The organism is Amycolatopsis mongoliensis (assembly GCF_030285665.1).
Lineage (GTDB): Bacteria > Actinomycetota > Actinomycetes > Mycobacteriales > Pseudonocardiaceae > Amycolatopsis > Amycolatopsis mongoliensis.
The window spans coordinates 10,155,246-10,180,998 of record NZ_CP127295.1 but is presented as its reverse complement, the minus strand read 5'-3'; the positions used below and the strand labels follow the sequence as shown (position 1 = coordinate 10,180,998).

The 25,753-nt window shown below is 71.9% G+C and carries 33 protein-coding genes and 1 tRNA gene; 16 read left to right on the top strand and 18 right to left on the bottom strand.

The window, feature by feature from the left end; translation table 11 throughout:
• The first annotated feature begins 12 nt into the window (after positions 1 to 12).
• The gene (locus tag QRX60_RS48805; protein ID WP_286003860.1) at positions 13 to 717 is read left to right on the top strand and encodes a zinc ribbon domain-containing protein; all 705 of its coding nucleotides are present in this window, start codon (positions 13 to 15) and stop codon (positions 715 to 717) included.
• Here the strand turns inward: QRX60_RS48805 and QRX60_RS48800 are convergent.
• A tRNA-Ile gene (locus tag QRX60_RS48800) sits at positions 677 to 750 on the bottom strand. The two genes, QRX60_RS48805 and QRX60_RS48800, sit on opposite strands and share 41 nt — an antisense overlap.
• A 188-nt stretch (positions 751 to 938) precedes the next feature.
• Between QRX60_RS48800 and QRX60_RS48795 the strand changes: the two genes are divergently transcribed.
• Together QRX60_RS48795 and QRX60_RS48790 are read left to right on the top strand one after the other, a co-directional pair.
• Positions 939 to 1,214, top strand: a complete 276-nt coding sequence (locus tag QRX60_RS48795; RefSeq protein WP_285998267.1) for a hypothetical protein — start codon at positions 939 to 941, stop codon at positions 1,212 to 1,214.
• 255 nt (positions 1,215 to 1,469) lie between these two features.
• Entirely contained in the window at positions 1,470 to 1,727 is a 258-nt protein-coding gene (locus tag QRX60_RS48790; RefSeq protein WP_285998266.1) for a phage baseplate protein, read from the top strand.
• 347 nt (positions 1,728 to 2,074) lie between these two features.
• Here the strand turns inward: QRX60_RS48790 and QRX60_RS48785 are convergent, their stop codons facing one another.
• Both QRX60_RS48785 and QRX60_RS48780 read right to left on the bottom strand, forming a co-directional pair.
• Complete coding sequence (locus QRX60_RS48785; protein ID WP_285998265.1) at positions 2,075 to 2,596, bottom strand: dihydrofolate reductase family protein; 522 nt, start codon at positions 2,594 to 2,596, stop codon at positions 2,075 to 2,077.
• Positions 2,597 to 2,657: 61 nt separating this feature from the next.
• Complete coding sequence (locus QRX60_RS48780; protein WP_285998264.1) at positions 2,658 to 3,632, bottom strand: bile acid:sodium symporter family protein; 975 nt, start codon at positions 3,630 to 3,632, stop codon at positions 2,658 to 2,660.
• 96 nt (positions 3,633 to 3,728) lie between these two features.
• On the opposite strand from QRX60_RS48780, the gene QRX60_RS48775 reads away from it, so the two are divergent.
• A complete protein-coding gene (locus tag QRX60_RS48775; RefSeq protein WP_285998263.1) occupies positions 3,729 to 4,562 on the top strand; it encodes a LysR family transcriptional regulator in 834 nt (277 codons plus the stop codon).
• Here the strand turns inward: QRX60_RS48775 and shbA are convergent.
• Entirely contained in the window at positions 4,559 to 5,155 is a 597-nt protein-coding gene (gene shbA, locus QRX60_RS48770) for an RNA polymerase sigma factor ShbA (RefSeq protein WP_332845883.1), read from the bottom strand. The two genes, QRX60_RS48775 and shbA, sit on opposite strands and share 4 nt — an antisense overlap.
• Before the next feature lie 146 nt (positions 5,156 to 5,301).
• Positions 5,302 to 5,796 (bottom strand): RNA polymerase sigma factor, encoded by a 495-nt coding sequence (locus QRX60_RS48765; protein WP_285998261.1) that lies wholly within the window; start codon positions 5,794 to 5,796, stop codon positions 5,302 to 5,304.
• A gap of 156 nt (positions 5,797 to 5,952) precedes the next feature.
• Between QRX60_RS48765 and QRX60_RS48760 the strand changes: the two genes are divergently transcribed.
• Both QRX60_RS48760 and QRX60_RS48755 read left to right on the top strand, forming a co-directional pair.
• On the top strand, positions 5,953 to 6,585 hold the full coding sequence (locus QRX60_RS48760; RefSeq protein ID WP_285998260.1) for an endonuclease: 633 nt from the start codon (positions 5,953 to 5,955) through the stop codon (positions 6,583 to 6,585).
• A gap of 193 nt (positions 6,586 to 6,778) precedes the next feature.
• A complete protein-coding gene (locus QRX60_RS48755; protein ID WP_285998259.1) occupies positions 6,779 to 7,042 on the top strand; it encodes a WhiB family transcriptional regulator in 264 nt (87 codons plus the stop codon).
• A gap of 214 nt (positions 7,043 to 7,256) precedes the next feature.
• On the opposite strand, the gene QRX60_RS48750 is transcribed toward QRX60_RS48755, so the two are convergent.
• Positions 7,257 to 8,234, bottom strand: coding sequence for an RNA polymerase subunit sigma-70 (locus QRX60_RS48750; RefSeq protein WP_285998258.1), 978 nt, complete (start codon positions 8,232 to 8,234; stop codon positions 7,257 to 7,259).
• Between the two features lie 40 nt (positions 8,235 to 8,274).
• Between QRX60_RS48750 and QRX60_RS48745 the strand changes: the two genes are divergently transcribed.
• Positions 8,275 to 9,015, top strand: a complete 741-nt coding sequence (locus tag QRX60_RS48745; protein ID WP_285998257.1) for an SDR family NAD(P)-dependent oxidoreductase — start codon at positions 8,275 to 8,277, stop codon at positions 9,013 to 9,015.
• A 198-nt stretch (positions 9,016 to 9,213) separates the two neighbouring features.
• A complete protein-coding gene (locus QRX60_RS48740) occupies positions 9,214 to 10,413 on the top strand; it encodes an LCP family protein (RefSeq protein ID WP_285998256.1) in 1,200 nt (399 codons plus the stop codon).
• 5 nt (positions 10,414 to 10,418) lie between these two features.
• On the opposite strand, the gene QRX60_RS48735 is transcribed toward QRX60_RS48740, so the two are convergent.
• The 7 genes from QRX60_RS48735 to QRX60_RS48705 form a co-directional block, all read right to left on the bottom strand.
• Positions 10,419 to 11,609: an acyl-CoA dehydrogenase family protein gene (locus tag QRX60_RS48735; RefSeq protein WP_285998255.1), complete on the bottom strand. Its 1,191-nt coding sequence runs from the start codon at positions 11,607 to 11,609 to the stop codon at positions 10,419 to 10,421.
• A gap of 1 nt (position 11,610) precedes the next feature.
• Positions 11,611 to 12,522 (bottom strand): 3-hydroxyacyl-CoA dehydrogenase NAD-binding domain-containing protein, encoded by a 912-nt coding sequence (locus QRX60_RS48730; RefSeq protein ID WP_285998254.1) that lies wholly within the window; start codon positions 12,520 to 12,522, stop codon positions 11,611 to 11,613.
• Entirely contained in the window at positions 12,519 to 13,265 is a 747-nt protein-coding gene (locus tag QRX60_RS48725) for an acetoacetate decarboxylase (protein WP_285998253.1), read from the bottom strand. Before QRX60_RS48725 ends, QRX60_RS48730 begins: the two co-directional genes overlap by 4 nt.
• Before the next feature lie 2 nt (positions 13,266 to 13,267).
• A complete protein-coding gene (locus QRX60_RS48720; protein ID WP_285998252.1) occupies positions 13,268 to 14,017 on the bottom strand; it encodes a crotonase/enoyl-CoA hydratase family protein in 750 nt (249 codons plus the stop codon).
• A gap of 13 nt (positions 14,018 to 14,030) precedes the next feature.
• Positions 14,031 to 15,188 carry a CaiB/BaiF CoA transferase family protein gene (locus QRX60_RS48715; protein ID WP_286003859.1) on the bottom strand — a complete coding sequence of 386 codons (1,158 nt, stop codon included), beginning with the start codon at positions 15,186 to 15,188 and terminating at the stop codon, positions 14,031 to 14,033.
• Positions 15,189 to 15,303: 115 nt separating this feature from the next.
• Complete coding sequence (locus QRX60_RS48710) at positions 15,304 to 16,209, bottom strand: LysR family transcriptional regulator (RefSeq protein ID WP_285998251.1); 906 nt, start codon at positions 16,207 to 16,209, stop codon at positions 15,304 to 15,306.
• 117 nt (positions 16,210 to 16,326) lie between these two features.
• A complete protein-coding gene (locus QRX60_RS48705) occupies positions 16,327 to 16,863 on the bottom strand; it encodes a TetR/AcrR family transcriptional regulator (protein ID WP_285998250.1) in 537 nt (178 codons plus the stop codon).
• Between the two features lie 81 nt (positions 16,864 to 16,944).
• On the opposite strand from QRX60_RS48705, the gene QRX60_RS48700 reads away from it, so the two are divergent.
• Entirely contained in the window at positions 16,945 to 17,349 is a 405-nt protein-coding gene (locus QRX60_RS48700; protein ID WP_285998249.1) for an ester cyclase, read from the top strand.
• A gap of 162 nt (positions 17,350 to 17,511) precedes the next feature.
• Here QRX60_RS48700 and QRX60_RS48695 read toward each other — a convergent pair whose 3' ends face one another.
• The 5 genes from QRX60_RS48695 to QRX60_RS48675 form a co-directional block, all read right to left on the bottom strand.
• Complete coding sequence (locus QRX60_RS48695) at positions 17,512 to 18,885, bottom strand: HAMP domain-containing sensor histidine kinase (protein WP_285998248.1); 1,374 nt, start codon at positions 18,883 to 18,885, stop codon at positions 17,512 to 17,514.
• Positions 18,882 to 19,568, bottom strand: a complete 687-nt coding sequence (locus QRX60_RS48690) for a response regulator transcription factor (RefSeq protein WP_285998247.1) — start codon at positions 19,566 to 19,568, stop codon at positions 18,882 to 18,884. The genes QRX60_RS48695 and QRX60_RS48690 overlap by 4 nt, the downstream gene beginning before the upstream one ends.
• A gap of 45 nt (positions 19,569 to 19,613) precedes the next feature.
• On the bottom strand, positions 19,614 to 19,802 hold the full coding sequence (locus QRX60_RS48685; protein WP_285998246.1) for a hypothetical protein: 189 nt from the start codon (positions 19,800 to 19,802) through the stop codon (positions 19,614 to 19,616).
• Positions 19,799 to 20,218, bottom strand: a complete 420-nt coding sequence (locus QRX60_RS48680) for a hypothetical protein (RefSeq protein WP_285998245.1) — start codon at positions 20,216 to 20,218, stop codon at positions 19,799 to 19,801. Before QRX60_RS48680 ends, QRX60_RS48685 begins: the two co-directional genes overlap by 4 nt.
• A 65-nt stretch (positions 20,219 to 20,283) precedes the next feature.
• Complete coding sequence (locus tag QRX60_RS48675; RefSeq protein ID WP_285998244.1) at positions 20,284 to 20,832, bottom strand: TetR/AcrR family transcriptional regulator; 549 nt, start codon at positions 20,830 to 20,832, stop codon at positions 20,284 to 20,286.
• Between the two features lie 23 nt (positions 20,833 to 20,855).
• On the opposite strand from QRX60_RS48675, the gene QRX60_RS48670 reads away from it, so the two are divergent.
• The 7 genes from QRX60_RS48670 to QRX60_RS48640 all read left to right on the top strand — a co-directional run bounded on the left by QRX60_RS48670 (position 20,856) and on the right by QRX60_RS48640 (position 25,696).
• A complete protein-coding gene (locus QRX60_RS48670; RefSeq protein ID WP_285998243.1) occupies positions 20,856 to 21,296 on the top strand; it encodes an SRPBCC family protein in 441 nt (146 codons plus the stop codon).
• 66 nt (positions 21,297 to 21,362) lie between these two features.
• The gene (locus tag QRX60_RS48665; RefSeq protein WP_332845882.1) at positions 21,363 to 21,938 is read left to right on the top strand and encodes a TetR/AcrR family transcriptional regulator; all 576 of its coding nucleotides are present in this window, start codon (positions 21,363 to 21,365) and stop codon (positions 21,936 to 21,938) included.
• A 36-nt stretch (positions 21,939 to 21,974) separates the two neighbouring features.
• Positions 21,975 to 22,346 carry a winged helix-turn-helix transcriptional regulator gene (locus QRX60_RS48660; protein WP_286003858.1) on the top strand — a complete coding sequence of 124 codons (372 nt, stop codon included), beginning with the start codon at positions 21,975 to 21,977 and terminating at the stop codon, positions 22,344 to 22,346.
• 64 nt (positions 22,347 to 22,410) lie between these two features.
• Positions 22,411 to 23,130: a M50 family metallopeptidase gene (locus QRX60_RS48655; RefSeq protein WP_285998241.1), complete on the top strand. Its 720-nt coding sequence runs from the start codon at positions 22,411 to 22,413 to the stop codon at positions 23,128 to 23,130.
• Between the two features lie 49 nt (positions 23,131 to 23,179).
• On the top strand, positions 23,180 to 23,944 hold the full coding sequence (locus QRX60_RS48650; protein WP_285998240.1) for an isocitrate lyase/PEP mutase family protein: 765 nt from the start codon (positions 23,180 to 23,182) through the stop codon (positions 23,942 to 23,944).
• Between the two features lie 32 nt (positions 23,945 to 23,976).
• The gene (locus QRX60_RS48645) at positions 23,977 to 24,987 is read left to right on the top strand and encodes an aminotransferase class V-fold PLP-dependent enzyme (protein ID WP_285998239.1); all 1,011 of its coding nucleotides are present in this window, start codon (positions 23,977 to 23,979) and stop codon (positions 24,985 to 24,987) included.
• A 112-nt stretch (positions 24,988 to 25,099) separates the two neighbouring features.
• Positions 25,100 to 25,696, top strand: a complete 597-nt coding sequence (locus QRX60_RS48640) for a hypothetical protein (protein ID WP_332845881.1) — start codon at positions 25,100 to 25,102, stop codon at positions 25,694 to 25,696.
• Positions 25,697 to 25,753 lie beyond the last annotated feature (57 nt).

The window sequence follows — 25,753 nt, the reverse complement described above, 5'->3', positions numbered from 1 at the left end:
TGCGGCAAGGGGATGATCGGCACCCGGGCGACCGGGCGGAACAAGACCTACCGCTACTACACGTGCTGGAACCTGGCCCGCTACGACGCCAGCAAGTGCGACGCGAAACGCCTCAACGCCGACGCGGTCGACGCCGCGATCCTCGACGCGCTCGCCGACTTCTACCGCACCCGGTACGACCTCATCACCGACGCGATCACCGCCGAGCAAGCCCACCACCGGGCGGCGCACGCCGACCGGCGCGCCGAACTCGCGACCGTCCGGACGCAGATCACCAACACCGACCAGGCCATCGACCGCTACCTGACCGCGTTCGAGAACGGCACGATGGACGAAGAACTCGTCGCCGACCGCCTCACCGGCCTACGGGCACGGCTCAAGCAACTCCGCGTCCGCCGTGACGACCTCACCGCCGACCTCGACGACGGCCCCACTGCACCCGACGCCGCCGCTATGGCCGAGGTCGCCGACCACATCGGCGACGTGATCGCCGAGGGCAGCCACAACCAGACCAAGGCCCTGATCGAAGCCCTCATCGCACGGGTCACCATCACCGGACCCGACACGCTCAAGCCCGTGTTCCGCATCCCCCAACCCCGCAACGCAAACGAGGCCGCAACCGCCCTACCAGCGGAAACGGCCCCGAAAGGAGTGGTTCGCACAACGACTACATCGGTGGGGCGGGCGGGGCTCGAACCCGCGGCCAAGGGATTATGAGTCCCCTGCTCTAACCAACTGAGCTACCGCCCCCTGGCCCCGGCGCGCAGGCGGCACGGGGATTTGCATTTGCACAGAAGACCCAGTTCGCTTCAAGTTATCACAGCGGCCATCCGGGCAGATCCGGTAGGCCAAACAGGTTGAAGTGGCCACCGACCGGCGCAGCCTCGTCTAGGTTGCAAGGGCGTCGCCGCTGAACGGATTGGCGGGAGGGTCGAGCGATGGTCACCGCACCGCGAGCCACTCCGCACGGTCCGCACGCACTCCGGCTGGCGTTGCTGGACGCACTCACCGCCGGGGCGGGCCTGGGCTACCTGGCGCACCAGTACCGGGAGGCGCTCGTGGCGAACCTCGCGGCCATCGGCCTGGCTCTGCTGCTCGTGTTCGCGCTGGGCTACGTGGTCCGCGTGGCGGCGCGGGTCCTCCGGCGAGCGAACCGGCGCGTGGGTGCGATTTTCGCCGAGGAACTGCGGAAGCCGTCGCCGCGACCGCGGTGAGGGCGCGGATTCCGCTCGCTGCCGCCGATCGGTTGTCACGCCCGCGGAGGGATGCCGGTTTGTACGGCGCCGATGCAGTCTCCGTCCCATGAACCTCCCGACCACGCTGTCCCGCGGCCACGCTCGGGGCCGGTGCCGTGTTCGCCGGGACCGCCACCGCCGCCGACGGTGTGCCCGCCTCGCCCTACTTCGACATCACCCAGCGCTCCCACGACCCTCTTCCGCGGCAAGCTGCTCCCCGAGTCGCACCACGTCATGCAGGGCTTCGCCTTCGACAACGTGAACCGGCGGCTCTTCGTCGTCCAGGCGCGGAACGGCACCTCCGGCGACGACCTCTGCGTCAACCAACTCGGCTTCGGCGGCGAGGTGCTCGGCTCGATGCACCTGGGGCACGCCGGGCACGGCGTGTCGATCGGCGTGCAACCCGTCGGCACCGCCTTGGCACGCTTCAAGTTCGTCGACGGCGGAACATCTTCGGTGAAGAAACCACCGGATCGCCGTGCGCCGCAGTGAAGGCGGCAAGATGTGGTACAGCGTCTTCCCCCTCGCGAGCGCCGCCGCCGGGGACTTCTCCGCGCCGCCGGCGCACTTCCCGCGGCCGGCGCTGAGCACGGGCAGCGTGGTCTTCAAGGGCTACACCATCTTCGGCGACCATTTGTACACAGTGGACGGTGAGGGGCACGCCGACGCCGCGGACATCGACTCCTCCGTCACGCGCATCGACATGAACACCGGCACGGTGAAGAGCCGCGCGCCGGCGAAAGCCGGCTCTTCCTCGGTTTCGGCTCGCGCGGCAGCAGGGACAACGTCAACCGCTACGCCACCACCTTCGCCAAGAACGTCCTGGTGGGGTGAGGCGTTCACGCCACCCGGTACCAGCAGTTGGCGATCGGCCCGGCACTGCTCAGCTCCAGGGGCTCCAGCCGCACCCGCGTGCCGCCGGGACGGTCGAACAGCCGGACGCCGTCGCCGAGCAGGATCGGTGCCACGTGCACCAGGACCTCGTCCAGCAGCCCGGCTTCCAGGCAGCGCCGGGCCGTCGTGGCGCCCAGCACCGCGACGTACCCGTCCCCGGCCGCCGAGGACGCCGCCGTCACCGCCGTCCCGAGGTCGTCGACCAGGGTGAAGCCCGGTGACGGCGCGGCGTCGCGGGTCACCACGAAGATCGGGCCCTCCCAGCGGCCGCCGTACACCTTGCCCTCCGCCGTCGTCGCCGGCGCGTAGGTGTTGTGCCCCATCAGCACCGCCCCGATCCCGCCGATCACCCGCTCGACGACCGGGTTCGGCCCGGCGGGCAGCCCGGAGAGCCACGTCATGTCGTCGGCGGGGCCGGCGACGAAGCCGTCGAGGGACATCGTGATGTGGTAGAGGACCTTGGCCATGGGGTGCCACCTTTCCGTCGGGTCACCGGTACCGACGGGGGCGGCCGGGAAAACTCATCGGTCAGGCCGGGACGAGTTCCGGCGCCGCGGCCCGGGCGTACCGGCGGGCCAGCGTCGCGCAGACGATCAGCTGGACCTGGTGGAACAGCATCAGCGGCAGCACGATCAGCCCCACCTGCGCGTGCCCGAACAGGACCGTCGCCATCGGCAGGCCGCTGGCCAGGCTCTTCTTCGACCCGCAGAACACGATCGTGATCCGGTCGGCGCGGGCGAAGCCCAGCGCGCGAGCACCCCAGCCGGTCGCGCCCAGCACCGCCGCGAGCAGCGCGCAGCACACGACGGCGAGGACGAGCAGGTGGCCGGCGTCGAGCCGGTGCCAGATGCCCTCGACCATGCCCGCGCTGAACGCCGTGTAGACGACCAGCAGGATCGACCCGCGGTCGACCAGCTTGAGCGGCGCCGAATTGCGCGTGATCCAGGCGCTGATCCACCGCCGCGCGAGCTGTCCGGCGACGAACGGCGCCAGCAGCTGCAGCACGATCCCGAGCACGGCCGAACCGTCGACGCCGCCGCCGTCCCCCGACAGCAGCAGCGCGACCAGGAGCGGGGTGAGCACGATCCCGGCCAGGTTGGACAGCGACGCGCTGCAGATCGCCGCCGCGACGTTGCCGCGGGCGATCGAGGTGAACGCGATCGACGACTGCACGGTCGAGGGCAGCACGGCCAGGAACAGCACCCCGGCGGCGAGCTGCGCGGGCAGCACCGACGGCGGCAGCAGGAACAGCGCCAGGCCGAGCAGCGGGAACAGGACGAACGTGGCGGCCAGCACGACCGCGTGCAGCCGCCAGTGCCGCAGCCCGTCGAGGGCCTCCTGCGCGGACAACCGGGCGCCGTACAGGAAGAACAGCAGCCCGACGGCGATCGTGGTGGCGGTGCCGAAGCCGTCGGCGACCACTCCCGAGGCGGGCAGCAGCGTGGCGACCCCGACGGTGGCGAGGATGGCGGCGACGAACGGGTCGAGACGAAACCGGGACATGGATCTCCTTCCCCGGCAATTCTCGGCTAGGCCGTGGTCATTGTGAACCCCGATGACCGAACTTACTGTCATCGCGAATCGCGATAAAGTGGCCGGGTGCTGGACCCGCGCCTGTGCCGTTCGTTCCTCGCCGTCGCCGAGACGCGCAGCTTCACCGCGGCCGCGCGGCGACTGGGGGTCGGCCAGCCGACCGTCAGCCAGCACGTCCGGCGCCTGGAGCGCGACTCGGGCGGGCTGCTCTTCGCCCGCGACACCCACACGGTCGAGCTCACCGCGCGTGGGCAGGCGATGCTGGGGTTCGCGCAGACCGTCGTCGACACCGAAGAGCGCGCCGAGCGGCACTTCCGCGGTGCCGAGCTGCGCGGCCGCGTGCGCTTCGGCGTCTCGGAGGACTTCGCGCTCGGCGAGCTGCCGCAGATCCTGCACCGGCTGCGCCGCAGCCACCCGCTGGTGGACGTCGAGCTGACCGTCGAGCTTTCGGACGTCCTCGCGCAGCGGCTGCGCGCCGGTCAGCTGGACCTGGTGCTGGGCAAGCGCCGCCCGGGCGCCCACCACGGCCGGCTGCTCTGGCGGGAGCCCCTGGTCTGGATCGGCTCGGCGGCGACGGTGCTGGAGCCCGGCCGGCCGGTGCCGCTGGTGCAGTACCCGATGCCGTCGATCACGCGGCAGCTCGCCGTCGAGTGCCTCGAACGCGCCGGCCTGGAGTGGCGGGCCGCGTGCCAGACGTCGAGCCTCACCGGCCTGCGGGCCGCGGCGGCGGCCGGGCTCGGCGTCACCCTGCACGCGCGCAGCCTGGTACCCGGCGACCTCGTCGAGCTCGACGGCCTGCCCGAGCCCGGCGACATCGAGTTCATGCTGCTGGCCCGCGAATCCATGGAGGGCCCGGCCGCGGCCCTGGAAGAGTTCGTTTTGGACAGCGTGCGCCGTTAGTCCTCTTCGCCGGTCAGCAGTCTTCTGAGCCGCGCCAGCGCGCGGTGCTGCGCCACGCGGACGGCGCCCGGCGTCGAGCCCACCGCCGCGGCCGCCTCCTCCGCGGACAGGCCGACGACCACCCGCAGCACGACGATCTCCCGCTGCTTCGCGGGCAGCACGTCCAGCAGCCGCGCCAGCCGTTCGTTCAGCTCGAACCGCAGCGCGCGCTGCTCCGGACCGTCCGCATCGGACACGCCGTCGGGGACCTCCGGAACGGGGTCGGAGCGGTTGCGGGCCGCCGCGCGGTGCGCGTCGGCGACCTTGTGCTGGGCGATGCCGTAGACGAACGCGAGGAACGGGCGGCCCTGGTCGCGATAGGACGGCAGCGCGGTCAGCACGGCCACGCACACCTCCTGGGCGACGTCGTCGGCCGAGGCGAACGACCGCTCGTGCCGGCCGACGCGGGCCCGGCAGTAGCGCACCACCAGCGGCCGGATGGTGGCGAGCAGGCGGGCGATCGCGGCGCCGTCGCCGGCGATCGCGTCGGCGACCGGCTCGTCGTGGCGCCGCCAGTGCGCCGGGAACGCCTCCGCGGGCTGCGTCGCGGCTATCTCGCGGACGAGGGCGCGGCTGCGCACCCGGAGCAGGGTGCCCTCCACGTCGAGCCCGACGCGCAGCGAGTCGTGCAGCGCGGCGTTGGACTCCCGCAGCAGCTCGGTGATCGCGGGGTCCCCGTACTCGGTTGCCGGCATGGTGCTCACCCTTCCCTGTCCCGCTGGTCGCCGGGCCGGGCGACCCGGTGGCGCCTGAGGCGTTCCCGCACGTGGCGGAGGTTGGAGCGGACGGTCGCGGGGGCGATGCGCAGCGCCGTCGCGATCTGTGTGGGCGTGAAGCCATCGAGGGACCAGGCGAGGACCATCCGCTGCTGGCCGGGGAGGGAGGCGAGCAGGTCGATGAGCCCCGCGTGCTGGTCGACCAGGGCGGCCAGCTTCCCGTCGTCGTGCGGGTCGCCCGCCGCGGTCCAGTCCGTGCGCGCGTCGTCCGCGGCCTCGAGCAGCCGGCCGGCGACGCGGCGGACCCAGGCTCGCGGGTCTTCGAGGATCGGCCACGCCTCCAGCGCGTGCAGCATCGCTTCGGCGGCGATGTCGCGGGCCGTCTCTGCCTCGAACCCGGCCTTGCACAGGAACGCCACGAGCGGGGGGAAGTCGGCGCGGAAGAACGCGTCGAAATCGTCGCCGGCGCACACGGACACCCCCTCACCACCCCTCGCCTCCACTGGAACAAGTGCACTGGGGTGACCGCCAGGTGTAACGATTCGATCAAGACTGCCCGGTAGGAGTAATGGCCTGGTCCGGATCGGTGACGACCGGTGACGAATGGGCGCGGGCAACTCGGGTACCCGATCCGGATGACCCAGCGAGACACGATCCAGCGCCTGCTGGCCGAGGCCGGCCCGACGTACGCCGCCGAGGCCGGGATCAAGCTCGCCGACAAGCCGGCGCCGCTCTACCGGCTGCTGGTGCTGTCGGTGCTGCTCTCGACCCGGATCAAGGCGGCCATCGCCGTCGACGCGGCCCGGGAGCTGGGGGCCGCCGGCATGGGCACGGCCCGGGCGATGGCCGACGCGACGTGGCAGCAGCGGGTGGACGCGCTCGGCCGCGCGCACTACAAGCGCTACGACGAACAGACGGCCACGGCGCTCGGCGACGGTGCCCGGTACCTCCTCGAGGAGTACGGCGGGGACCTGAGACGGGTGCGCGCGGCCGCGAACGGCGAATTCCGGACACTGGCCCGGCTGCTGGCGAAGGTGCCGCGGCTCGGACCCGTGGGGGCCGAGATCTTCGCGCGCGAGGTGCAGCTGGTGTGGCCGGAGTTCCGTCCGCACCTGGACCGGAAAGCGTTGCAGGGTGCGGAGAAGCTCGGCCTGCCGACGCAGCCGGGGCGGCTGGCGAAGCTCGTCGGTCCGGAGGAGCTGGCGCACCTCGCGGCGGCTCTCGTGCGGGTCACGCTGGAGCGCGGTCTCGCCGATCGGGTGACGTGATCGACATCGAGATCCCGGGAAGAAAGGCGTACTCTCACGTGTTGCAGTCTTGGTTGCCCGGAGGGTGAGCCGGGAACCGAAGCCAAAACCCCTTGACCGACGTGGGTACGCTCGCGCGTCCGCCGCGGGTCAAGTCGGTTGACGCGCCACGACAATGGGAAACAGTAGAAGCAGAGGGAGGTGAACGAAGGAAATGGAAGCCACGATGACGGGCTGGGCGGAACTCGCGGCCTGCAAGGACGAGGACCCGGAACTGTTCTTCCCGATCTCCGCGGTAGGCCCCGGCGCCCGGCAGGCGGCGCAGGCCAAGGCCGTGTGCGCCCGCTGCCCGGTGCGCGCGGAATGCCTCGGCTACGCCCTGGACAACGGCCTCGACCACGGTGTTTTCGGCGGGACCACCGCCGAGGACCGACGCCGGCTGGCGCGTACCGCGCCGCAGCGGCACCGAGCAGCCTGACCCGCCGCCGGTGACCTCTTCCCGGCGGCCCGGAAGACGAACACCGAAATCGGAAGAATTTCTTTCCGGGTAGGTGTGCGCCCGGGCGGGTGATTCCCCGTGAATCACCCGCCCGGGTTTTTTCACGCCGTTCGCGGGTGACCGGTGCACTACTGAATGCGTGCACCGGTCATCGGCGCGCGGTGACGTGTGCGACAACCCGGGGGCATCGTGCTCATTCGTCCCGCCAGACCTCCGGCAGCCCCCACGCCGCCGCCGGGGCGGACTCGAAGGCGGCCAGGTCCGTGATCAGGCCGTGCTCGATCGTCAGCAGGGACACCCCGAACCAGCGGTACTCGTCCGCGCCCGGGCGCCGGAGCCAGGTCGCCACCGCGGGCTGGCGGTTGGCGCGCGTCGCCCGCATCCGGAAGCGGCCGACGCAGTGCGGTGAAGCCGGGTCGAGCGACAGCGACAACGCCCGGACGATCGCCGCCGCACTGCCGAACCACAGCTCGTACGGCGGCATGACGGCGCGGGCCTCCTCGTGCAGCAGCCGGGCGACCGCTTGGGGGTCGCCCTGTTCGTAAGCCGCGATGAACCGCTTGAGCAGCGCGGTCTCTTCGGCCGTCGGATCGCCGGCCGTCCACTCGGCACGGTGCGCGGGCAGTCGTTCACGCAGGGTCGCGCGGGCCCGTTGCAGCGCGCTGTTCGCCGACGCGACGCTCGTCTCGAGCAGGTCCGCGGTCTCCTTCGCCGACCAGCCGAGGACGTCGCGCAGGACGAGGGCCGCCCGCTGCCGCGGCGGCAGGTACTGGACGGCGGCGAGGTAGGCGAGCTCGATGGTCTCCCGTTCGACGACGACGGCGTCCGGCCCGGCCTCGTCCAGCAGCCGGTCCGGGACGGGCTCGAGCCACGGCAGATCGACGGCGGAGAGGGGACCGTCCGGCTCCCCGGCGGGGCCGAGCTGGTCGGGCAGCACCCGCCGCGGCCGCCGGGCGAGGACGTCGAGGCAGGCGTTGGTCGCGATCCGGTACAGCCACGTCCGCACGCCGGCCCGGCCTTCGAAGCGGTCGCGGGCCTTCCAGGCGCGCAGGAAGGTCTCCTGGGCGAGGTCTTCGGCATCGCTCAGCGAGCCGAGCATCCGGTAGCAGTGCACCTGGATCTCCCGCCGATGCCGTTCGACGACCGTCTCGAAATCCGGAAGGTGACCCACCCGGGCACGCTAGCGCACGCGGGGCTGCAAGACTGCCCGCGTGAGCGGAACGGTGCTGGTGCTGGGCGGACGCAGTGAGATCGGGCTGGCCGTGGCGGAACGCCTGGCCGGCGAACACCCGCGGTTCGTGCTGGCCGCCCGCCCCGGGACGGATCTCACCGCCGAGGTCGCGGCCCTGCGCGGAGCCGGCGCCGAAGCCGTCGAAACGGCCGATTTCGACGCCGACGACCTCGCCGCTCACGGCCCTTTCCTCGAGAAGGTGGCTGCCGAGCACGGGCCGCTCGACGTCGTGGTGCTCGCCTTCGGCATCCTCGGCGACCAGGCCCGTGCCGAAGAGGACGCCGCCCACGCCGCCGCGATCGTGCACACCGACTACGTCGCCCAGGTCGGCGTGCTGACCCACGCCGCGAACCTGCTCCGCGCGCAGGGCCACGGCAGCCTCGTCGTGTTCTCGTCGGTCGCCGGGGTCCGCGTGCGGCGCGCCAACTACGTCTACGGCTCGGCGAAGGCCGGCCTCGACGGCTTCGCGAGCGGCTTGGCCGACGCACTGCACGGCTCGGGTGTCCACCTCCTGCTCGTGCGCCCCGGGTTCGTCATCGGGCGGATGACCGAGGGCATGAGCCCCGCGCCGTTCTCGAGCACGCCGGACCAGGTGGCCGACGCGACCGTCGCCGCGCTGCGCAAGCGCCGCGGGGTCGTCTGGGTGCCCGGCGTACTCCGTCCCGTGTTCTTCGGGATGCGCTTGCTGCCGCGCGCGGTCTGGCGCCGGCTGCCGCGCTGACTGTGGCCACGGCCACAGCACGTTCTCGTGTGCGCGCCGGTACTTTCCGTCGCGAAATCGGCCGATCAGCTGGATTCAGCTCGGCCGATCGGGCAGCGTCACGAGCTTTCAACAACTTTCTCAGCTGATTCCCAGCTAACCCGGTGATCCTCGAAGGCGGGGTCGGAGGTTCACCACAGGGAAGCAAGGGGAAGTGCCGTGCTGTTGTCGTCCCGGGGGCGCCGCGTCGGCGGGCGGGTCGCGCTCGGCGTCGTGTCGGCGCTGGTGCTCGGCGCCACCGGGTACGCGTGGTCGCAGCTGAGCAAACTGGACGACGGCCTCGTCACCGCCGACGTCATCCCGCCCGCCTCGCAGGTGGACGAAGACGGCACACCGCCCGGGGAGCCGCTCAAAGTCGCCCAGAACATCCTGCTCGTCGGGATCGACGCGCGTACCGACGCGTACGGCAACCCGTTGCCACAGAACGTGCTCGACGCGTTGCACGCCGGAAGCGGCGACGACGGCGGCGACACCACCGACACGATGATCGTGGTCCACATCCCGGCGGGCGGCGCCGCGGCGACGGCGATCTCGATCCCGCGCGACTCCTATGTGGACATCGCGGGCGGGTACGGCAAGCACAAGATCAACTCGGCGTACAGCCGCGGCAAGAACGCCGCGATGTCCGGGTTGCGCGCCCAGGGCCTCTCCGGCGCGCAGCTGGAGGTGGCGGCGAACGAGGCCGGCGCGAAGACGGCGATCCAGACGATCGAGAAGTTCACCGGGCTGACGATCAACCACTACGCGGCCATCAACCTCGCCGGCTTCGACGCGCTGTCGCAGGCCGTCGGCGGCGTCGAGGTCTGCCTCAAGGCGCCGGTGCACGACAGCTACTCCGGCGCGGACTTCCCGGCCGGCTCGCAGACGCTGTCCGGGGCGCAGGCGCTCGCGTTCGTCCGGCAGCGCCACGGCCTGACCAACGGCGACCTCGACCGCATCGCGCGGCAGCAGGCGTTCCTGTCCGGGATGGCGAAGAAGGTGCTGAGCGCGGGCACGTTCACCGACCCGTCGAAGCTCTCCGCGCTGGTCGACGCGGTGCAGGGGTCCGTGGTGCTGGACAAGGGCTGGGACGTGCTGAGCTTCGCGCAGCAGCTGCGGGGGATGAGCTCGGGGGCGATCGCGTTCGCCACGATCCCGGTGCAGAGCCTCTCGCTGTCGACGCCGTCGGACGGCGACGCGGTGAAGGTCGACCCGGCGCAGGTCCAGCAGTTCGTGCGCACGGCGATCAGCACGCCCGCGGTCCAGGCCTCGGGCGGCGACACCGGCGGCGGCGTCAAGCCGGTGGCGGCGGCGACCACCACCCGGACGCCGGACACGAAGCAGCCGGCGACCTCGGCGGCCGCCGGCTGCGTGAACTGAGTCCCTCACACGAACGCGGACTGCCCGGTGATCGCCTTGCCGACGATCAGGGTGTTCATCTCGCGGGTGCCTTCGAACGAGTAGATCGCCTCGGCGTCGGCGAAGAACCGCGCGACGTCGTAGCCGAGCACGATCCCGTTGCCGCCGAAGATCTCCCGGCTCCAGGCGACGACCTCGCGCATCCGCGAGGTGACGAACGCCTTGGCCAGCGACGAGTGCTCGTCCTTGAAGATCCCCGCGTCCTGCAGCCGGGCGAGCTGCACCAGCATGCCCCACGACGCGGTGATGTTGCCGAGGCTCTTCACGAGCAGGTCCTGCACGAGCTGGAACCGGGCGATCGGCCGGCCGAACTGCTGACGCTCCTGGGCGTAGGCGAGTGCGGCTTCGTAGGCGCCGATCGCCACGCCGAGCGCCTGCCACGCGACGCCGCCGCGGGTGGCGCGCAGGATCTCCGCGACGTCGCGGAAGGAGTCGATGCCCTGCAGGCGGTTCGCCTCCGGCACGCGGACGCCGGTCAGGGTGATCTCGGCGTTCTCGACGATCCGGAACGCGATCTTGCCCTCGATCTTCTCCGGCACGAACCCCGGCATGTCCTTCTCGACGACGAAGCCCTTGACGTGGTTGTCGTCGACGTCCCGCGCCCAGACGACGATGTAGTCGGCGAAGGTCGCGTTGCCGATCCACTTCTTGGCGCCGTCGAGGATCCAGGTGTCCCCGTCACGCTTGGCGGTCGTGCGCATGCCACCGGCCACATCGGACCCGCCGAGCGGCTCGGTCATCGCGAACGCGCCGATCTTGTCCATCGCCGCCATTTCGGGGAGCCAGCGGTCCCGCTGTTCCTGGCTGCCGCCACTGTGGATCGAGTACATCGCGAGTCCGTTGTGGACACCGAAGAACGTCGCCACCGACGCGTCGGTGCGGCTCATCTCCATCGCCATCATGCCGGTGAGCAGGTGGCTGACCGCGGGCTTGTGCTCGCCGTAACCTTCGTACGGCAGGCCCGCGAGACCGGAGTCGCGGAACATCCCGATCAGTTCCTTCGGGAAGGTGCCGGCTTCCCAGTTCTCGTTCACCAGCGGCTTGACGTCGTTCTGCATGAACTCGCGCGTCCGGACGAGCAGCTTGCGCTCGTCGTCCGGCAGCAGCGCCTCGAAGTCGTAGAAGTCGGCGGTGAGCTTGTCCTTGAGCGGTTCCATGTCAGTTCTCCTCCACTGCGGTCAACACTGCGAGCTGCTTGCGGTCGCGCGTCTCGGCGAGTTCCGAGTACGTGGAGGAGCCGTAAGCCTGTTCGACGGCTCGGATGAGCCGTTCCTGCTCTTCGGGGCTCTGGCTGGGGTTGCCCAGCCCGGCCCACATCTTCTTCATGGACTTGCCGATGTGCTCGGCCATGTGCCGGTAGCCGCCCGGGCCGCCACCGAGGTGCGAGCCGAGGAACGGCCCGACGGTCGCCCAGCGGATCCCGAGCGAGTGGGTGATCACCGCGTCCAGCTCGGCCGGGGTCACCACGCCCTGCTCGACGAGGTAGATCGCTTCGCGGCTCAGCGCGTTCTGCAGGCGGTTGCCGACGAACCCGGGGATCTCCTTGCGCTCCACGACCGGCGTCCGGCCGAGGAGGGTGTAGAACTCGACGGCTTTGTGGACGGACTCCTCGCTGGTGCCCTCGCCGGGGACGACCTCGACCAGGGGGATCAGGTGCGGCGGGTTGAACGGGTGCCCGATGAGGACCCGGCTGCCGTCGATCTCGCCGGTGAACGCCGTCGAGGGGATGGCGCTCGACGAACTCAGCAGCAACGCGTGCTCCGGCGCTTCCTCGACCAGCTTCGCGAACAGGTCCTTTTTGAACTCGAGGTTCTCCGGTCCGTTCTCCTGCACGACATCCGCGTCGCGCACGGCTTCGGTGACGTCGGCGGCGACGTGGACCCGGCTCGCCAGCTCCTCGGCGGTCGTGCCGAGGTGCGGGGCGAACTTCTCCAGCGCGTCTTCCACGGCCTCGGCGAGGTCGGGGCGCGGGTCGCTGACGCGGACGGTCAGGCCGTGGTGGGCGAACAGCGCCGTCCAGGACAGGCCGATGGTGCCGGCGCCGATCACCGCCGCGGTGGTGAACTTCATGACCGAGCTCCCTTCAGGTAGTCGAAGACCGGCTTGACCGGGGCGAGCGTCAGGTCGGTGCGGATGTGGCTCGCGGAGACGACCTCCAGCACCGGCAGGTCGGCCAGCGGCGCCAGGACGTGCTGGAACAGCTGCAGCCGCGCGGGGCCGGTGTGGGCCTCCTTGACCACGACGTCGGTGATCTCGGTGCGGACCAGTTCCTGCACGCGCGGCGCGCCGTCGTAGCCCGGGATCGTCTTGAGCATGAACGTCGGGACGATGATCTGGCGTTCGGCCTCGCGGGCGTCCAGCTCGTGGTGCTTGTAGCCCATGGTCGCGGTCGCCACCCTGAGCGTCCCGTAGTCCAGCGTGCCCACCAGAACGCCGTTGTCGACGTAGAGGTTCGGGCTGCCCACGGTCTTCGGGTACGCGCTCACCTCGCGCCCGGACGCGGTGGCCGGGAAGTTGTCGAGGTACATCGCGTGCAGGTATTCGCCGCGCTCGCCGTCGAAGCTGACCTCGATCGCCTGGCCGGACTCGGTGTACGGGCCGTAGCCGGAGACGTCGCCCATCTTCATGACCTCGAAGCGCACCAACGGTTCTTCGACCTTCAGCGGCTCCGGCACGACGGCGCGCAGGGCGTCGGCGTCGGTCCGGTAGACGATGTTCAGGTACTCGCGGTCGGTGAACCTCGGGACCACGGGCGCGAACGCCGGGGCGGTCAGGGGAGTGGTCACGTGCCTGCGGACTTCGTCGATCTTCATGGTTATTCGCCTGTCCACTTCGGAGCGCGGCGCTCGGCGAAGGCGGTCATGCCTTCGCGGACGTCGGCGGACTGCATCAGTTTCTTCGTTTCTTCGCGCTGCAGGGCGAACGCCTCGGCCTCCGAGCCGCGCACGATCTTCTTCACGGCGGCCAGCGCCAGGGGCGCGTTCTCCGCCAGCTTCTCGGCCAGCTGCAGCGCGACGGCGGCGGCGTCCCCGCTCGGCGTCACGCGGTTGACCAGGCCCAGCTCACCCGCGCGGCGGCCGGTGACGGGCTCGCCGGTCAGCAGGAACTCCATCGCCAGGTGGTGCGGGATCCGCTTCGGCAGCCGGATCACGCCGCCGCCCGCGGCGATCAGGCCGCGCTTGACCTCGGGAAGACCGAACTTCGCGTCTTCCGCGGCCACGATCAAGTCGCAACCCAGGGCCAGCTCGAACCCGCCGCCCATGGCGAACCCTTCGACGGCGGCGATCAGCGGCTTGGTCAGCTCGGCTTCGGTGAGGCCGCCGAACCCGCGTCCCGGGATCTCCGGGGACTCGCCCTTGAGCGCGGCCTTGAGGTCCATGCCGGCGCTGAAGGTGTTCTCGGCGCCGGTCAGGACGCCCACCCGGAGCGCCGGGTCGGCTTCCAGCTCGTCCAGAGCGGCCGCCAGCCCGGCCGCGACGGCGGCGTTCACCGCGTTGCGGGCCTGCGGCCGGTCGATGGTGATCAGCAGGGTGCTGCCGATCCGCTCGGTGCGTACTTCGGTCATCGTCGTGCTTCTCTCAGTTCAGTTCCGCGAGGACTTCGGCGGTGTCCTGGCCGGCCAGCGGGGCCAGGCGGCGGATCGAGCCGGGCGTCGCGGAGAACTTCACCGGGATGCCGACCGTGCGGATGGCGCCCTCGCTCGGGTGCTCGACGGTGTCGAGCAGGTGGCCGTCGCGGACGTACGGGTCCTCGTGGGCCCGGTCCAGTTCGAGCACCGGCGCCATCGGGATGCTGTGCTTCGCGCAGACCTCGGCCCACTCGCCGGTGGTCAGCGCCGGGGCGCACGCGGCGATCTGCTCGGTCAGCCACTCGTTGTCGGCGCGGTCGATGGTGTCGCCGTTCACGCGCGGGTCCGCGGCGAGGTCCGGGCGCCCGGCCGCGGCGAAGAAGTCGCGGAAGTTGGCCGGGTTGTAGGGGATCACGCAGGCCAGGCCGTCCTTGGTGCGGACCGCGGCGTGGCCCTTCGTCATCGACAGCCCGAAGCCGGTGGGGCCCTCGGCCGGCTCGTACGTGTGCCCGGCGAGGTGCTCGACCAGGTTGAACGCGAGCAGGGTGTCGGTCATCGGGATCTCGATCTGCTGGCCCTGGCCGGTCCGGTCGCGGTGGACCAGCGCGGCGAGCACGCTGTAGGCGATGGTCAGCGAGGAAACCTTGTCGCCGATGATCGTCGGCAGGTAGACCGGCTCGCCGAGCGCGCGGTTGGCGACGTCGACCAGGCCGGAGGAGGCCTGCACGGTCTCGTCGTAGGCGGCGTTGCCGGCGCGGTCGGAGTCGCCGCGGAAGCCCTGCGCGTGGGCGTAGACCAGGCGCGGGTTGCGCTCGGCGACGTCGGCGTAGTTCAGGCCGAGCCGGCTCAGCGCGCCGGGGCGCATGTTGGTGATCAGCACGTCGGCGGTGTCGATCAGCTTCAGCGCCTGCTCGCGCTCGGCCTCGTCCTTGAGGTTGAGGGCGACGCTGCGCTTGTTGCGGTTGACGTTCAGGTTCAGCGGGGTCATGCCCGGCGTGGTGCGGTACTGGCCCACCCGGACGGTGTCCGCGGGGGACTCGATCTTGATCACGTCGGCGCCGAGGTCGCCGAGGATCTGGGCCGCGTACGGGCCCATGACCACGGTCGAGAGGTCGATCACCCGCACGCCGTCCAGCGGGCCGGTCGCGGTGCCGGTGGAGTCCGTCATCATTCGTCCTTTCGCACCTTGCTGTTTCGCTCTACTTGCGAACGTAGGCGCGGGCGACGCGAAAGGGAATGATCATGATACGAACAATGGTGTGACCGCAGCGGTCATACCATTTCTAGATGGTCAGCGGCTCGGCGAAGATTTCTTTCGCGGCTTCGACGAGTTCTCGCAGGTCGCCGTCGCTGCGGTCGCGGCGCCAGAGCAGGCCGGTGTCCAGCTGGGGGCGGAAGTCGGTGAAGGGCAGGACGATGACGTTGTCGAGCCGGTAGCCGTGCATGGGCGATTTGCCGTCGAGCATGGAAATGGAAAAGGCCTCGCCGCTGGAAATGATTTCGGACGTTCCACCGTAACCGGTGTTCGTCAGCCGGATGCGTTTCTTGACGCCCAGCTCGTTCAATTGGTGGTCGAGCTGGTCGAAGTACGCCGGGGTGATTTCCCCAGGTGAGGCGACGTACGGGAATTCGGCCAGCTCGGCGAGGGAAACGGAGTCGCGCCCGGCGAACAGGTCGGCCGGCACGACCGCGCCGAGCCGTTCCGACATCACCGGCACCTGCTCCAGTGCCGGGTCGGTGACCGGCAGCCGGGCCAGGGTGAGGGCGAGCTTGCCCTCGTGCACGCCCTGGACGAGGTCGGCGGTGGTGCCGGGCCAGCGCTTCAGCTCGTAGCGCGCCTTGACCCGCCCGGCGAGGGCGTTGACGCGGTCCCGCAGGTCGGGGTGCACGCCGGCGGGCATGCCGAGGAAGACGGTGCTGCGCTGCGGCTCGGTCGCCTCCTTGAGCCGCCACGGGATGGCGCTCACCTGCTCGAGGACGTCCCGGGCCAGCGGCAGCAACGCGGTCCCGGCGGCGGTGAGCGTGACGTGGTGGGTGCTGCGGTCGAACAGCTGCTGCCCGAGCTCGTGCTCGAGGTCCTTGATCCGCTGGGACAGCGGCGACGCGGCCATGTGCAGCTTCCGGGCCGCGGCCGAGAAGTTCAGTTCCTCGGCGACCGCGACGAAGTAGCGCAGGTGCAGCATCTCCATCCCCCGACCCTAACGACCAGACGTGATGCCCCTCCAATCACGCGAGATGCCCTTCCGATCACGCGAGACACGCGCCCAATCACGCGAGATCCGTCCCCGGTCACGCGAGCTGCGCGTTCAGTGCGCCGCAGCACCGCGGCGGACCAGTGCCAGCAGCCGGCCGGGCTCGCCGCCGGACAACGCGATGCCGGTGGCGAGCAGCAGGAGGTCGAGTTCGGTGACGTCGGGGGCGACGGCGCCCGCGGCCCGCGCGCGGCCGAGCAGCGCCGCGGCGGTCGTGGTCATCGCCGCGTGCCAGCCGGCGAACAGGCTTTCGTGCTCGCCCGCGGGGTCTGCCAGCGAAAGCGCGAGGGCACGCTTCGTCCGCACGTGCTCGACGAAGAGTCCGAGCCAGGCGAAGAGCGCTTCGCCGGGGTTGTCGGCGTCGAGGTCCGCGCGGCTTCGCAGCTCCGCGACTTCGTCGGCGTACACGGCGACGACCAGCTCACGACGGTTGGGGAAGTGCCGGTACATCGTCGCGTTGCCGACGCCGGCGCGGCGGGCGACGCGGTCGAGCGGCGCGTCGGGCCCGTCCTCGGCGAAGACCTCCTTGGCGGCGGCGAGCACCAGCGCCTGGTTGTCCCGCGCGTCCGACCTGCGGGCCCGTGCCGTCATCCTGCTCCCTTGCCAAGTGGGGACATCCCCGGTTAGCGTAGCCGAACATTAACCGGGGAAGTCCCCACTTAAGGAGCGAGCATGGACGCCGCCGAAGTTCACCGCCGCCTGATCGCGTTGACGCCGTTCACCGCGGAGAGCGTCGCCGAAGGCCTGCGCTACATCGACCCGCACGTGGTCGACCACCGCGGCGGCGCGGGCGGCGACCACCACGGCATCGACGCCTGGCGGGCGAAGTGGGAGGCCATGCTCGGCGGCGAGTTCTTCGCCGACTTCCGCGACGTCGGCGTGCGGGTCGAGCAGAACGTCGCCGACGGCGAGTTCTCGGTGAACCGCTACACGAGCACCGGCACGCAGATCTCGACCGGCCGCAGCTACGCCGTGACGAGCATGGACATGATCCGCGTCCGGGACGGCCGGGTGGTCGAACACTGGGCCCTCATGGACGTCACCGACCGCGCGGCCCAGCTGGCCCCGCCGGCGTGACACCGGATCCGGCGCACGGAAACGGTCGGTTCGCGCGCCTGGAGGGTCGGCTCCCGTGATCCGGGGCGTGACTCGCGTGATCAGACCCGCATCTCGCGTGATTGAGCGCGTAACTCGCGTGATTGGAGGGGCATCACTCGTGATTGGAGGGACGACACGCCGTCAGCCTTGGGGGACGGACGCGGCCAGCGGGAGCGTGATCGTGAACGCCGCGCCGCCCTCCGGCGCCGGGCCCGCCGTCAGGGTCCCGCCCATGCGGGTGACCAGGCCGTGGACCAGGGCCAGCCCGATGCCCGACCCGACCGGACGGCGGTCGCGGTAGCGCGCGTTCAGCACCCCGCGCTCGAACGCCACCGGGTAGTCCTCCGGGGCCAGGCCGGGGCCGCCGTCCCGCACCGAAAGCCGCGCCGAGACCCCGTCGGAAGAAAGCGAAAACACCATCGGCGCCCCGCCCGGGGTGACCCGCAGCGCGTTCTCCGCCAGCCCGTCGACCACCTGACGCAGCCGCCGCGCGTCCGCGAGCACCGGCACCGGCCCGGCCGGCACGTCCACGAGGAGCCGCACGTCCTCCCGGGCGCACCGCAGCTGCCACACCTCCGCGCAGTCGCGGACCAGCGCACCCGAATCCAGCGGGGCGATGTCGAGCCGGAACTCGTCGGCCCCCAGCCGCGCCAGCTCCAGCAGGTCGGAAACCAGCCGCTCCAGCCGCGACGCCTCCCGCTGGATGGTCTGCCCGGCCCGGACCGCGTCGTCCCCCGCCGCGACGCCGTCCGCGATGGCCTCGGCGAACCCGGTCACGGCGGTCAGCGGCGTCCGCAGCTCGTGCGACACCGACAGCAGGAAGTCCCGTTGCCGCGCTTCGCTCACCGCGAGCGCGTCCGCCAGCGAGTTCAGCGACCCGGCCACCTCCGCCACCTCGCGCGGCCCCTCCACCGGCACCCGCACGTCCCGTCGCCCGGCCCGCAGCGATCCCGCGGCAAGAGCGGCCCGCCGCAGGGGACGGCCCAGCAGCCGGCCCGAGAAGAAGCCCGCCAGCGCCGCCACCAGCAGCCCGATGCCCAGCGCGAGGGAAATGCTGCGCACCAGCGCACGTTGCGTCGCTTCGGCGCTGCGCGCGGGCAGGACGAGCGCGAACCCCGCCCCGCGCGTGCCGATCACCCGCGTCTCGACCAGGTACTGCGTACCCGCGACCGTCACGCGCGTGGAATGCCGGGCCGCGAGCCCCGCCTTGGCCGCCGCCTGCACGGCGACCGCATCGCCGGCCGGCTGCCCGCCCGCGCGCCGGACCACCACGGAGATGCCCTGGCCGCGCACGACGTCGGCCACCTTGCCCACGCCGAGCCGGTTCCCGATCCCGGTCTCGTCCAGCTGCGAGGCGAGGACGTCGGCCTGCGCGGCCAGCGACGACTGCAGCACGTTGTCCGCGGTCGTCCGGATCAGCCGCGCCGCGACGAGCCCGGCGACGATCACCGCCACGCCCGCGACGGCGAGGCACACCAGTGTGATCCGCCCGGCCAGGGTGCCGCGGTACCTCATGCCGGGTCCGCCGCGTAGCCGATGCCGCGCACCGTCCTGATCGGACTGGCGGGACCGAGTTTCGCCCGCAGCTGCGCCACGTGGACGTCCACCGTGCGCGTGCCCGCCGCGGCGGCGTACCCCCAGACGGCGCTCAGCAGCTGGTCGCGCGAAAGCACCTGCCCCGGGTGCCGGAGCAGGTGCGTGAGGAGGTCGAACTCGGTGGACGTCAGGGAGACCTCGACGTCTCCCGCCCAGGCGCGGCGGCTGGTGACGTCGACGCGCGCGCCGCCCACGGTGAACGTCTCCGCGGCCGGCGTCGCCCCCGACGCGCGGCGCAGCACGGTCCGGACCCGGGCGGCCAGCTCGCGCGGGCTGAACGGCTTGGTCAGGTAGTCGTCGGCACCGATCTCCAGGCCCAGCAGGCGGTCCAGTTCGTCGTCGCGCGCGGTGACGAACAGCACCGGCGTCCAGTCCCCGGCCGCGCGCAGCGCCTTGCAGATCTCGATACCGTCCATTCCGGACAGTCCGATGTCGAGCACGATCGCCACCGGCTTGAGCCGCCGGACGGCGTCCAGCGCCCGGCCGCCGTCGGCCTCGACGTGCACGCCGAAGCCGTCGCGCTTGAGGTAGAGCGCCGCCAGCTCGGCGATCGCGGCCTCGTCCTCGACCACGAGGACGAGGCCGCGCCCCGGTGACCCCATGCCTGCTCCCGTCTCCGCCGTCACTGACGGGGAGACGCTAGCCGGTCAGGGCGAGCCATCGCTGTTCATGTCGGACTCGACGCCGTTGAGCGTCGACTCGATCCCGCTCAGCTCGGACGACGCCGGGGAGGAGCCGGAGTCCGGCGAGCCCATCAGGTTGTCGCGGCAGGCCGAGCAGCCGAGCGCGATGAGCGCGGCGGCCCCGACCGCTGCCGCGATCCTCGCCGCCCTCACTTGGTCGGCGCCGGGGCCGCGGGCTTGCAGTGCGCGGACGCGAAGGCGTCGAGCTTCTGCTTCGCCGCGTTCAGCTCGCCGACCTTGCCCTGCCGCTTGGTGGCGCGCTCGTCGAGCTTCGTGGCGCGGTCGTTGTGCCCCGCGGCGCGCTGGTCCTGGGCGCGCGCCTTCAGGTTGGCGACCGAGCCGGCGACCTCGGGACCGCCGTTGATCCGCTTCTGCAGGTTTTCGGCCCGCTTCTGCAACTTCGGCACCCAGTCGCCGCAGACCTGCTGCGACTCCTCGGGGCTGAGCGTGATCGGCGCGACCGGCGCCGGCGACGTCGTCTGGGCCGAGGCCAGCGGCGCCGCCACCAGCAGGCAGGCCGCGCTCCCGCAGCCCGCCAGCGCCAGCCGCGTCCAGGTGGTTCCTCGCATGTCGTCTCCCTCGTGTCGTGCTTACGGGGAGAACTCTGGCGGGGTGGTGTTCGGAGGGCGTCCGCCTAGTGTTCGGACTCTGTAAAGGCACGGTCGAACAGGGCCTGGAACTTCGCCATCGCGGCGTCGACGGCCTCGCGGTCGCCGGTCGTGACGAGGTCCAGCAGCAGCCCGCGCGTGACGGCGAGGCCGAGCCGGGCGTGGGCGGGCCGGTCGGCCTCGGGGACGCCCCGCTCCGCCAGCAGCTCCTCGATCGGGCCGAGCCAGTCCTGGATGACGCCGTCGAGGAACCCGGTGGTCCCCGGGGTGCCGCCGAGGGCTTGGCCGTAGAGCTGGAAGAAGAGCTTTTCGTTGGCCCGCAGGTCGTCCGCGGTCAGCCGGTGCCAGAAGTCCGCCGGGTCGAGATCGGCCAGCGCCGCCCGCTGCCGGGCCTCGACCTCCCGCGCCACCGCCGTGAGCAGGCCTTCCTTCGAGCCGAAGTGGTAGATCAGCATGCGGTGGCTGGTGCCGAGGCCGGCCGCCAGCGCCCGCAGGCTCTTGCCCGCGCCGCCGTGGTGGGCGATGTGGTCGATCGCCGCGTCGAGGAGCTGCGCGCGCGGGCTTGTGTCGATCATGTACCAGATGGTACACGTACCAAATGGTACAGAGAATCTCGGTCCGCGGGGTGACGCCCGCGGACGCCGACACCGTGTACGCGTTGCTGCGGGACGGCGCGAGCTGGCCCCGCTGGTCGCCCCTGGGGTCGTTCGAGCTGGTCCGCGAAGGCGAGGACGAGCCGGAAGGCCTCGGCGCGATCCGGCTGTTCCGGACCGGCCGCATCCGCTCGTACGAAAAGATCGTCGCGCTCGAGCCCGGCCGCCGGTTCGGCTACGCGCTGGACCACGGCCTGCCGCTGCGGGACTACGTCGCCTACGTAGATCTCTCCCCGTGCGACGGAGGCACGGAGATCCACTGGCACTCGACGTTCACCGCGAAGATCCCCGGCACCGGCTGGTTCTACCGCCGGTTCCTCGGCCGTTTCATCGGGCGGGTGGTCGCCGGGCTGGTCGACGCGGCCGGGGTGCGCGCGGCCCCATAAAGTGGGCGCATGTCAGCGCCACGACGGGGATCGACCGGCCGCACCCAGGAGGAACGCAGCGCGGCGATGCGCGTCCGGCTGCTCGACGCGACGATCGACTGCCTCGTCGAGTACGGCTACGCGGGCACGACGACGACGCGGGTGGCCGACCGCGCCGGCGTCACGCGCGGCGCGCAGGTGCACCACTTCCCGACGAAGGCCGACCTGGTGACCTCGGCGGTCCGGCACCTGGCGGAAAAGCGCACCGAGGTCGCGATGGCCGAGCTCGACCGCCTCCGCGCGTCCAGCGACCCGGTCGGGGACGCGCTGCAGCTGATGTGGGAGATGCACCAGGGGCCGGTTTTCTCGGCGACGGTCGAGCTGTGGGTCGCCTCCCGCACCGACCCGGAGCTGCGCGGGCAGATGGCGGCGGTCGAGCCGATCGCGACGTCCAGCCTGGTCGAGTTCGGCAAGGCGCTGCTCCCGGAGCACGCGGCGCACCACGAGTTCCTGCACGCGGTGTACACGGCGATGGACGTCGTGCGCGGCATCCTCATCGCGAGCTGGGCGACGCGGGACCAGCAGGAGCTGGAGGCCCGCTGGGAGCGCGGCCGCCGGCACCTGCGCCTGCTGTTCACGACGTTGCTGGCCGCTACCGCCTGAACGGCGTGTTACTCTCCCCGGGAAAGTGAGGTGCCCGTGGGACCGGACCCGTACGACCGCAACTGCCCGACCCGCCAGCTGCTCGACCGCATCGGCGACCAGTGGACGGTGCTGATCGTCGGCGCGCTGAAGGACGGGCCGCTGCGGTTCACCGAGATCGGGCACCGGGTGGACGGCATTTCGCAGAAGGTCCTGACCCAGACGCTGCGCAGCCTGGTCCGCGACGGGATCCTGACCCGCACGGCGTACGCGGTGATCCCGCCGAAGGTGGAGTACGAGCTGACGACGCTGGGCCGCAACCTGTCCGAGCCGCTGGAGGTGCTGGACCAGTGGGCCCGGCGGCACATGACGGCGGTCCAGGAGGCCCGGGACGCCTACGACGCGGAGCACACGCCCGCCACCGCCTGACAGCTCAAGGACAACTGGCGCTCGCGGGGGGCGGCACGCCTCCCGGGACGCGACACTCGTCGGCGTGTTCGCCGTGCTCAACGAGACCGTGCCCACGCCGGGGTGGGAGCTCGCCGGGATCACCGCGCTGGTGGCCGCCGCGGTGGCGACGCCTTCGTTCGCGGCCCCGGCCACCGGCACCCGGAGCCTGCTGACCGGGGCCAACGTCCTGGGCACCCTGGTCCACGAAGGTGGTCACGCCCTGGTGAGCCTGCTGACCGGCGGGGGTGTCTTCCGCATCGCGATCACCGGGCCGGAATCCGGCTTCACGCAGCCGAGGAACCCGGCGCCGCCGCTCGCGGGCATCCTGACCGCCGCCGCCGGCTACGCCATGCCGCCGCTGGCCGGCCTGGGGATCGCGGCGCTGCTGCACCGCGGGCTGGTCCCCGCCGTGCTCACCCTGACCACGGCCGCGATGGTGTTCATCGCGCTGTTCGCCCGCGACCTGCTCACCTTGGCGTCGGTCGTCGTCACCGGGGCGATCGCGTACTCGGCCGTGCGCTGGGCGCCGGCCTGGCTGCAGAACGGCGTCGCGTACGCCGAAGCCTGGCTGCTGCTGACCAGTGAGATCGGCGGGCTCCGGGCGCTCGTCGCCAACCGGCTCCGCGGCGGGTTCCGCGGCCGGCAGGACGACGCCGCCCTGCTCGCCCGGTTCACCGGAATCCCCGCTTTCGTGTGGATCGCCGCGTGGTTCGCCCTCATCGGCTGGGCGGTGTGGCACGCCGTGCCGCTGCTGTGGCCGTGACCGCGTCCGTTCGGTGCCCGCCGAAGCGTCGCCCGCCTAGGTTCGGGCCATGGACGAATTCCGTGCCCTGCACGTCCCCGGTTCCCCGCTGCTGCTGCCGAACGCGTGGGAGTTCGGCGTCGGCGCCTTCCTCGCCGCGCAGGGGTTCCGCGCACTCGGCACCACCAGCCTCGGCGTGTCCGCGGCGGCCGGCGAGCCCGATGGCGCGCCGTCGACACGGGACGCCACCGTCGCCCTGACCCGCCGCCTGACCCGGCTGGACGTCCTGGTCAGCGTCGACATCGCCGACGGCTTCAGCGCCGACCCCGCCGCCGTCGCCGATCTCGCCGCGGAGCTGGCCGACGCCGGTGCGGCCGGTGTCAACCTCGAGGACGGCCGGGCCGACGGCTCGCTCGCCCCGGTCGAAGACCAGGCCGCGCTGGTCGAGGCGGTGAAGGACCGCGTGCCGGGCCTGTTCGTCAACGCCCGCACGGACACCCACTGGGCCGGTGACCGCTCGCTCGAGACCGCCGAGACGCGGATCAAGAGCTACGCGGCGGCGGGCGCCGACGGCGTCTTCGTACCCGGCCTGGCCGAACCGGCGGACGTGGAGCGGATCGTCGCGGTGGGGCTCCCGGTGAACCTGCTGTTCCTGCCCGGGAAGGTCACCTTCGCCGGGCTCGCGGAGCTGGGGGTCGCCCGGGTCAGCCTGGGCTCGCTGCCGTACCGCATGGCCCTCCGGGCGGCGGCCGGGACGGCGCTGGCGGTCCGCGACGGCGGCGAGCTGCCCCCGAGCCCGCCGAGCTACGCCGACGTCGTCGCGCTGCTGCCGTAATCGGGTTGCCCCGGTCTGCGAGCCTGAAAACCATGCGCGCCTTCGGAACCGACTTCGCCGTCCCGCCCGGGTACCTGAACACGCCGAGCGTCGGGATCCCACCGGCCCCGGTGGCCGCCGCGGTGGCCGGCTCGGTCGAAGCCTGGCGGACCGGCGCGACCCGGCCGGGGGACTTCGACGCGTACGTCGACCGGTCCCGGGCCGGATTCGCCCGCCTGCTCGGCGTCGAACCCGGGCGCGTCGCGATCGGCGCGTCGGTTTCGCAGCTGGTCGCGAACGTCGCCGCCGCGCTGCCCGCCGGCACCCGCGTGCTCGCCGCCGAAGGCGACTTCACGAGCGTGACCTTCCCGTTCGCGGTCCAGGACGGCACGGTGACCGAGGTCCCGCTGGAGCTGCTGCCCGAGCGGGTCGAAGGCCACGACGTCGTCGCGGTGAGCGTCGTCCAGTCCGCCGACGGCCGGATCGTGGACCTCCCGGCGCTGCGGGCCGCCGCCGAAGCGGCCGGGGCGGCGGTGCTGCTCGACGCCACCCAGGCCGTGGGCTGGCTGCCCCTGGACGTCGCCTGGGCGGACTGGGTGGTCGCGGCGGGCTACAAGTGGCTGCTGTCCCCGCGCGGCAGCGCGTGGCTCGCCGTGCGGCCGGACGCGGGGGAGCGCACCCGGGCGGTCGCGGCCAACTGGTACGCGGGGGAGGACCCGTGGGCCACCGTCTACGGCCTCCCGCTGCGCCTGGCCGGCGACGCCCGCGCGTTCGACCTCTCGCCGGTCTGGCTCGCCCAGGTCGGCGCGGCGGCCGCGCTGGAGTACTTCGGCGGTCTCGACCTCGCGCAGGTCGCCGCCCACAACACCGGCCTGGCCGACCAGCTGCTCGAGAAGCTCGGACTGCCCCCGCGCGGTACCGCGATCGTCTCGCTCGACGCCGACCCGGAGCGGGTCGCGGCGGCCGGGATCGTCTCGAGCGTCCGCGGCGGCCGGGTGCGGGTCGGTTTCCACCTCTACAACACCGCTGACGACGTCGAACGCGTCTTACCCGCATTCGAGTGAACGCCGCCGGGGCGGTGAACTACCGTATGGCCCCGTGGTTGGTGCGCATTTCACCCCAGGCCCGTCCGACACGGCCCCGCTGGGCGCGGTGCCCCCGCAGCCCCGGCCGCCCGTGCCGGGACCGCCGGCGCGCGACACCCGGTCCCTGCTGCTCAGGGGCGCCGGGCTGGTCGCGATCGCCGTCGTGTCCGGGTTGCTGTGGTTCCTGATCCGGCACGACTCGACGCCGGACGAGCCGGTCGCGCAGCCGCCGGCCCAGAACACCGGGCAGTACCAGTTCACGCTGGTCGCCGGGCCGGCGAAGTCCACCGAGTGCGCGACGAAGTCCTACGGCAAGACGCACGACTTCTTCGTGGACAACGAGTGCCAGTCGCTGGTGCGCGCGCTCTACACGACGGAGTCGGGCGGCGCGAAGGCGCTGGTGTCGGTGGTGCTGGTCGGGATGCCGGACTCGGGGAAGGCGAAGGCGCTCAAGACGCTGACGGAGAAGGACGGCACCGGCAACGTCACGGACCTGGTGAAGGACAAGACGTTCGCCGGCACCGGCACCCCGAGCGTGGGCGGCGCCGACGCGGCGTACGCGTCGAAGGTGGATGGCACGAACACGACGATCGTGCTGGCCGACTTCTACGCCAAGCACAAGGACAAGGCGCTGATCGAGAAGATCGCGGACGACGCCCTGCGCCTCTCCGCCGACCTGAAGGGCTGACCCGCTCTCCCGAAAGCCGTGAAGGCCTCCTTACCGGCCATAAGAGCCGGTAAGGAG

Excerpts from the sequence above, each read along its gene's own strand:
- QRX60_RS48680 (WP_285998245.1), bottom strand. The coding sequence starts at position 20,218 with ATGCGAGGAACCACCTGGACGCGGCTGGCGCTGGCGGGCTGCGGGAGC.
- QRX60_RS48715 (WP_286003859.1), bottom strand. The coding sequence starts at position 15,188 with ATGACGGACTCCACCGGCACCGCGACCGGCCCGCTGGACGGCGTGCGG.
- QRX60_RS48700 (WP_285998249.1), top strand. The coding sequence starts at position 16,945 with ATGGACGCCGCCGAAGTTCACCGCCGCCTGATCGCGTTGACGCCGTTC.
- QRX60_RS48795 (WP_285998267.1), top strand. The coding sequence starts at position 939 with ATGGTCACCGCACCGCGAGCCACTCCGCACGGTCCGCACGCACTCCGG.
- QRX60_RS48725 (WP_285998253.1), bottom strand. The coding sequence starts at position 13,265 with ATGAAGATCGACGAAGTCCGCAGGCACGTGACCACTCCCCTGACCGCC.
- QRX60_RS48790 (WP_285998266.1), top strand. The coding sequence starts at position 1,470 with ATGCAGGGCTTCGCCTTCGACAACGTGAACCGGCGGCTCTTCGTCGTC.
- QRX60_RS48650 (WP_285998240.1), top strand. The coding sequence starts at position 23,180 with ATGGACGAATTCCGTGCCCTGCACGTCCCCGGTTCCCCGCTGCTGCTG.
- QRX60_RS48710 (WP_285998251.1), bottom strand. The coding sequence starts at position 16,209 with ATGGAGATGCTGCACCTGCGCTACTTCGTCGCGGTCGCCGAGGAACTG.
- QRX60_RS48785 (WP_285998265.1), bottom strand. The coding sequence starts at position 2,596 with ATGGCCAAGGTCCTCTACCACATCACGATGTCCCTCGACGGCTTCGTC.
- QRX60_RS48755 (WP_285998259.1), top strand. The coding sequence starts at position 6,779 with ATGGAAGCCACGATGACGGGCTGGGCGGAACTCGCGGCCTGCAAGGAC.
- QRX60_RS48675 (WP_285998244.1), bottom strand. The coding sequence starts at position 20,832 with ATGATCGACACAAGCCCGCGCGCGCAGCTCCTCGACGCGGCGATCGAC.
- QRX60_RS48690 (WP_285998247.1), bottom strand. The coding sequence starts at position 19,568 with ATGGGGTCACCGGGGCGCGGCCTCGTCCTCGTGGTCGAGGACGAGGCC.
- QRX60_RS48735 (WP_285998255.1), bottom strand. The coding sequence starts at position 11,609 with ATGGAACCGCTCAAGGACAAGCTCACCGCCGACTTCTACGACTTCGAG.
- QRX60_RS48705 (WP_285998250.1), bottom strand. The coding sequence starts at position 16,863 with ATGACGGCACGGGCCCGCAGGTCGGACGCGCGGGACAACCAGGCGCTG.
- QRX60_RS48730 (WP_285998254.1), bottom strand. The coding sequence starts at position 12,522 with ATGAAGTTCACCACCGCGGCGGTGATCGGCGCCGGCACCATCGGCCTG.
- QRX60_RS48670 (WP_285998243.1), top strand. The coding sequence starts at position 20,856 with ATGGTACAGAGAATCTCGGTCCGCGGGGTGACGCCCGCGGACGCCGAC.
- QRX60_RS48780 (WP_285998264.1), bottom strand. The coding sequence starts at position 3,632 with ATGTCCCGGTTTCGTCTCGACCCGTTCGTCGCCGCCATCCTCGCCACC.
- QRX60_RS48695 (WP_285998248.1), bottom strand. The coding sequence starts at position 18,885 with ATGAGGTACCGCGGCACCCTGGCCGGGCGGATCACACTGGTGTGCCTC.
- QRX60_RS48760 (WP_285998260.1), top strand. The coding sequence starts at position 5,953 with ATGACCCAGCGAGACACGATCCAGCGCCTGCTGGCCGAGGCCGGCCCG.
- QRX60_RS48665 (WP_332845882.1), top strand. The coding sequence starts at position 21,363 with ATGCGCGTCCGGCTGCTCGACGCGACGATCGACTGCCTCGTCGAGTAC.
- QRX60_RS48720 (WP_285998252.1), bottom strand. The coding sequence starts at position 14,017 with ATGACCGAAGTACGCACCGAGCGGATCGGCAGCACCCTGCTGATCACC.
- QRX60_RS48645 (WP_285998239.1), top strand. The coding sequence starts at position 23,977 with ATGCGCGCCTTCGGAACCGACTTCGCCGTCCCGCCCGGGTACCTGAAC.
- QRX60_RS48805 (WP_286003860.1), top strand. The coding sequence starts at position 13 with ATGATCGGCACCCGGGCGACCGGGCGGAACAAGACCTACCGCTACTAC.